1 pseudogene is annotated in these 583 nt (G+C 70.3%); it reads right to left on the bottom strand.

The features are described from left to right. Nucleotides 1–570: pseudogene (locus tag VXC91_RS46675) on the bottom strand (IS1380 family transposase); the annotation flags it as partial. Nucleotides 571–583 lie beyond the last annotated feature (13 nt).

Raw genomic sequence — 583 nt, forward strand, 5'->3', positions numbered from 1 at the left:
CCCAGCCTCCGCGGCGGTAGCCAGAGCTTCACTGACGAACTTCGGGGCGCCACGGGAGTCGGCTGCCTTGCCGCGGCGCATCCGCACCCCGGCGATCACCGGCCGGGACTGTGGAGTGCAGATCGTGGCCAGCAGTGGGTGGAGGGTGCGGATGCCTTTGAACCGGCCGTACTCGGCGCCCTGCTTGGTCCGGCCGTAGATGCGTTTGTGGGTGGAGTCGACATCGATGAACGCCATCTCGCCCGCGCCGGGCAGGAGCGGGGTATGCGCGGCCAGCGCACCAAGGAACCTCCTGTGCACGGCGTGGAGTTGGAGAGCATGGCCGTGGGTGAACGCGCGCAGGAAAGTGCCCAGGGTGGACGGGGCACGGATGCCCGCGAACACGGCCGGCATCGCACCGTGGCGCAGGACGTCGAGGTCGTCGATGCTGTCGGCCCCCGCGGCCATCCCGCCCACGATGCTGGTGACCTTCGTGTCCGCCGCCGCACCCGCGCCGTTCGTCACCCCCGTCAACTTGACCTTCTCCGTCACCAGTCGCGGCAGCCCGCACCGCTCAGCCAGCCGCATCACCGGGACCAGCCCA

Origin of the sequence: Streptomyces chiangmaiensis (genome assembly GCF_036281785.1) — a bacterium.
Lineage (GTDB): Bacteria > Actinomycetota > Actinomycetes > Streptomycetales > Streptomycetaceae > Streptomyces > Streptomyces chiangmaiensis.